A 4,810-nucleotide genomic window follows, 5' to 3' on the forward strand; every position below is an offset into this window, starting at 1 on the left:
CCGAGCGACGACCACGCGCTCTCCTTGCCCTGCGCGGCGTGCTCGGCCGCGCGCACCGCGCGCTCGTCGGCCCACTCGTTGAGCACGTGCCCGCGGTGCCCGCGGACGTGCTCGAGCACGACGTCGGGGAGCCCCGCCGCCCGCCGCGCGTCGCGGGCCACGATGAGCTGCTCCAGGATGTCGCGGTTCTTCGTCGGCGACCCGGTCGAGGTCTTCCAGCCGCGGCGGCGGTGGCCGTCCATCCACGACGCGTAGGTGTCGATCGCGTACTTCGAGTCGGCCTGCACGATCAGCTCGTCGACGTCGGCGTGGTCCTCGATCGCGTGCAGCAGCCCGAGCAGCTCGCCGATGTTGTTCGTGCCCGAGGGGAGCGCGCCGGCGGCCCAGTGGCCGTCCTCGCCGACCCACGCCCAGCCGGTCGGTCCGGGGTTGCCCTTGCAGGCGCCGTCGGTGGCCACGATGTAGCGAGTGGATGCCGTCACCCGCTCCACGCTAGCCGCTCGCCGCGCCGCCTCCGGCGAGCCTGTGCCCCCGGCATCCGCGCACCACGCGCCAAGCCCGCGCGCCCGGCATCCGCCGCTCGGAGTTCTGCGAGGTTCGTGCAGGGCGGAGACCAGGGCAGGGGGCCCGGGCGGGTCACGCCTCGGAGCGGGTCGCCTGCCACTCGTCGACCAGCTGCGGCATGCGCGTCGCCAGGAACCGGAAGAACCCGGCGAGCTCCGTCGCCCGGTCGTGGGCGCCCGGATCGTCGGGGTGCTCCGCGGCGATCAGGTCGATGCAGTCCGCCATGCGCTCGTACACAGAGGTGTTCGAGGTGACCGAGGCGTAGAACGTGTCGCGCACGAGCTCGTAGCGATCCCGGCGGTCGCCCGGCCGCGACCGGCGCTGGATGATGTGCAGCTGCTGTAGGTAGCGCACCGCGCCCGACACGGCGGCCGGGCTGACCCCCAGTCGCTCGCCGAGCTCCGCGGCGGTGTAGCCGCCGTCGGGTGCGGCGACGAGGGCCATCATGACGCGCGCGGCCATGCGCGGCATCCCGGCGGCGGCCATGATCGCCGCCGCCCGCTCGGCCGGCTCGTGCGCCCGGTGCTCTCCCATCGCCGCCCACCCTATCCGCCCGCCGTGAGCTCGCGACGGCGCATGAGCGCGAGCGCCGCGGCGCCGCCGACGGCGACCGCGCCGAGCAGCCACCACAGCCCGCGCAGGTCGGTGTCGCCCTGCGCGACGACGGGCGTCTGCGTGAACGGCGACAGGTCGGTCGCCCACTCCGGCAGCCCGAAGAGCGGACCGAACATCCCGAGCATCGTCGCCACGACGATGAGCGCCCACGCGACCCCGATCGTCGCGCGGGGGACGAGGACGAAGACGAGCCCGGCCACGACGGTGAAGACGGATGCCGCGACCGCCTGCCCGAGCCCCGTCACCACGACGACGCGGTACAGCTCGGATTCTCCGCCCGCGGCGGCCAGGGCGAGGCATCCGGTCGCCACCGCGGCACCCACGACGACGAGCACGGCCCAGGTCGCGACGGACAGGTACCCGGCGAGCCATCGGACGCGTCCCACCGCGGAGGCCAGCACCGGCTCGGCGGTGCCGTGGGCCTCTTCCTGGCGGGCGTGCACGACGGTCTGCACCGCCGCGCACGCGGCCAGGATGCCGAGCATCGTGAAGAACACCGTGATGACCGCCTCGTCGAGCGAGCCCGCGCGGGCGATCTTCTCCAGGATCTGCCCCACCGCGGGGTTCTGCCCCGTGATCTGCCGGACGGCTCCGCTCAGCGTGGTCGCGAGGATGCCGGTGAGCGCACCGCCCACGGCCCAGCCCGCGAGGGCGCCGCCGGACAGCCGCCACACGAGCGCCGTCGGCGACGAGAGGGTCACCGTCGCACCGGCACGGCCGCGGCGCTCAGGGAAGAGGCTCGCGCCCAGGTCGCGCACCGACTGCAGCGCCGCGGCGACCACCGCGAGGGCGACCCCCACACCGATCCCGAGGGCGACCGGCCCCCACGCGTCGGCGTCGAACGGGCGCGCCTGCTCGGCCCACCCGAAGGGCGAGAGCCACGCGAGCCACGAGCTGTCGATGCGGGTCAGGTCGTCGCTCGGCGTGCCCGCCGCGTTGCCGAGCCCGCGCAGCAGGAACAGCGCCATGAGCGTCCACACCGTCAGCGCGTTCGCCCCGCGCGAGGTGCGCATCAGCTGCGCCGCGACGAGCCCGACGCCGAGGAAGACGATCCCGACCATGCCCGCCGCCGCTCCCGCCACGAGCGAGCCGGCCGCGTCGAACCCGACGCCGATCAGGGTGAGCGCGGTCGCGAGCCCGAGCACGAGATCGGCGAGCACGCCGTGCACGATCGTCGCGAGGATCGGCGCCGTGCGTCCGGCCGGAGTCGCCGAGACCGGCTCGGCGCGGCCCGCCTCCTCGTCGCCGCGCGTGTGGCGCACCGCGAGGAACGCGCTCATGAGGGCGGCGAGCATCGCCAGCCACGGCAGCAGCGTGAACGCGAGGAAGGCGCCCTCCGACGTGCCCGACGGCAGGCCGCGGAACATCAGGATCACCGGGTTCGCCATCACGGCCGCGAGGATCTCCTGGCGGTCGGCGACCGTGCCGTACGACTGCACGACGCCGGCGTAGCCGGCCGCGGCGAGGAGCGCCGTGCCCACGATCCACAGCGGCACCTGCACGCGGTCGCGCCACAGGCGCGCGCGCAGCAGCGCGATCATCGCCGCGCCCCCTCGAGCTCGTCGCCGTAGTGGCGGAGGAACAGCTCCTCGAGCGACGGCGGCTCGATGCGCAGGCCGCGCACGTCGCGGCTCGCGAGCACGGGCAGGACGGATGCCACCGCGTCGCTGTCGACGGTGAAGCGTGCCCGCCCGTCGCCGAACGACGCGTCGTGGGCGTCCGCGAGACCGTCGAGCGCCGTGGCATCGGCCGCCTCGAACGACACCTCGGTGCGGGTGAGGTGGCGCAGCTCGGCGAGCGTGCCGGACTCGACGATGCGGCCCGCGCGGATGATCGAGACGCGGTCGCACAGCAGCTCGACCTCGGAGAGGATGTGGCTGGACAGCAGCACGGTGGCCCCCGCGACGCGCAGGCGCTCGACCTCGCCGCGGAACACGACCTCCATGAGCGGGTCGAGCCCGCTCGTGGGCTCGTCGAGCACGTACAGCTCCGCGGGCACCGCGAGCGCCGCGATGAGCGCGACCTTCTGGCGGTTGCCCTTCGAGTAGGCGCGGCCCTTCGTGCGCGGATCGAACTGGAACGCGGCCATGAGGCGTTCGCGTTCCGCGCGGTACGCGGCGTCGCCCGTGCGCGCGCCGCGCAGGCGCGCGAGCAGGTCGATCGCCTCGCCGCCGGAGAGGTTCGGCCACACGCTCACGTCGCCGGGCACGTACGCGAGCCGTCGGTGCAGGGCCACGGCATCCCGCCACGGATCGCGGCCGAAGACGGTCGCCTCGCCGCTCGTCTTGCGTGCGAGGCCGAGGAGGATGCGGATCGTCGTGGTCTTGCCCGCGCCGTTCGGGCCGAGGAAGCCGTGGATCCGCCCGGCCTCGACGCTCAGGTCGAGACCGTCGAGCGCGCGGGTGCGGCCGTAGCGCTTGCGGAGGCCGCGGGTGTGGATGACATCGCTCATGCGCGGGATGCTACGCCTATTTCAGGAGTTTATGAATACTGCGTATGAAGGATGCCGTTGCCTCCCGGGCCGTTCGCCAGGTAAAGTGATATCACTTTCAGTGAATGCGAGGAGGGCGCCATGCAGGTCATGGACAGTGCGACACCCCCGACCGGTCCGGCGCAGGCGAGGGTCGACGTCGTGGAGCGTCCGGCCTGGAGGTCGGACGGCATCGTCTGGGCGATCATCGCCCTCGTGCTCATCGGCGCGAGCCTGGGCGTCCTCTTCGTCCTCCCGGAGTCGATCGTGTGGATCCTCCTGGTGCCCGTCCTCGCCGGCGTGCTGATCCTGTCGTCGCTCGTGGTCGTGCCTCCGGGTGAGTCCCGCGTGATCGAGTTCTTCGGCCGGTACGTCGGCACGGTGCGCCGCCCCGGTCTCTCGATCGTCGTGCCGCTCGCGCTGCGTCGCCGGGTGAGCGTGCGGGTGCGCAACTTCGAGACCGGCACGATCAAGGTCAACGACGCCGACGGCAGCCCGGTCGAGATCGCCGCGATCGTCGTCTGGCAGGTCGCCGACACGGCCAAGGCCACGTACGCGGTCGACGACTACCTGCAGTTCGTCCACGTGCAGTCCGAGTCCGCGCTGCGTCACACCGCGACGACCTACCCGTACGACTCGTCCAACGACGACGTGCCGTCGCTCCGCGGGGCGACCGACATCGTCGCCGCCGAGCTCGCGCGAGAGGTCGACGCCCGCGTCGGTCTCGCCGGCGTCGACATCATCGAGGTCCGCATCAGCCAGCTCGCCTACGCGCCCGAGATCGCGCAGACGATGCTCCGCCGTCAGCAGGCGAACGCCGTGGTCGCCGCGCGCCGGCGGATCGTCGAGGGCGCGGTCGGGATGGTCGAGCAGGCGCTCAACGACCTCAGCGACCGGCAGATCGTCGCCCTCGACGACGAGCGGAAGGCCGCCATGGTCAGCAACCTGCTGGTCGTGCTGTGCAGCGACCAGCCCACCTCACCCATCGTCAACACAGGGACCCTCTACTCCTCTTGACCGAACGCAAGCAGCTCCCGCTGCGCCTCGATCCGGCCGTCCACGACGCACTCGCGCGGTGGGCGGCCGACGAGCTGCGCAGCGTGAACGCGCAGATCGAGCTGCTGCTGCGCGATGCGCTGCGCCGCGCGGGGCGCCTGCCCC

The 4,810-nt window shown here is 73.3% G+C and carries 5 protein-coding genes; 1 reads left to right on the forward strand and 4 read right to left on the reverse strand.

The genetic code is table 11. From position 1 onward, the window contains the following. The 4 genes from WML84_RS12900 to WML84_RS12915 all read right to left on the reverse strand — a co-directional run. A partial coding sequence (locus WML84_RS12900) for a ribonuclease H (RefSeq protein WP_347346545.1) occupies positions 1-482 on the reverse strand: 482 nt, incomplete at its 3' end. 154 nt (positions 483-636) lie between these two features. Continuing rightward, positions 637-1,098 (reverse strand): helix-turn-helix domain-containing protein, encoded by a 462-nt coding sequence (locus WML84_RS12905; protein ID WP_347346546.1) that lies wholly within the window; start codon positions 1,096-1,098, stop codon positions 637-639. Between the two features lie 11 nt (positions 1,099-1,109). Then, positions 1,110-2,720, reverse strand: a complete 1,611-nt coding sequence (locus WML84_RS12910) for a polyketide antibiotic transporter (protein ID WP_347346547.1) — start codon at positions 2,718-2,720, stop codon at positions 1,110-1,112. Further along, a complete protein-coding gene (locus WML84_RS12915) occupies positions 2,717-3,631 on the reverse strand; it encodes an ABC transporter ATP-binding protein (protein ID WP_347346548.1) in 915 nt (304 codons plus the stop codon). The genes WML84_RS12910 and WML84_RS12915 overlap by 4 nt, the downstream gene beginning before the upstream one ends. Positions 3,632-3,751: 120 nt before the next feature. On the opposite strand from WML84_RS12915, the gene WML84_RS12920 reads away from it, so the two are divergent. Beyond that, on the forward strand, positions 3,752-4,666 hold the full coding sequence (locus WML84_RS12920; protein WP_347346549.1) for an SPFH domain-containing protein: 915 nt from the start codon (positions 3,752-3,754) through the stop codon (positions 4,664-4,666). Positions 4,667-4,810 lie beyond the last annotated feature (144 nt).

This window comes from Microbacterium sp., from assembly GCF_039812165.1.
Classification (GTDB): domain Bacteria; phylum Actinomycetota; class Actinomycetes; order Actinomycetales; family Microbacteriaceae; genus Microbacterium.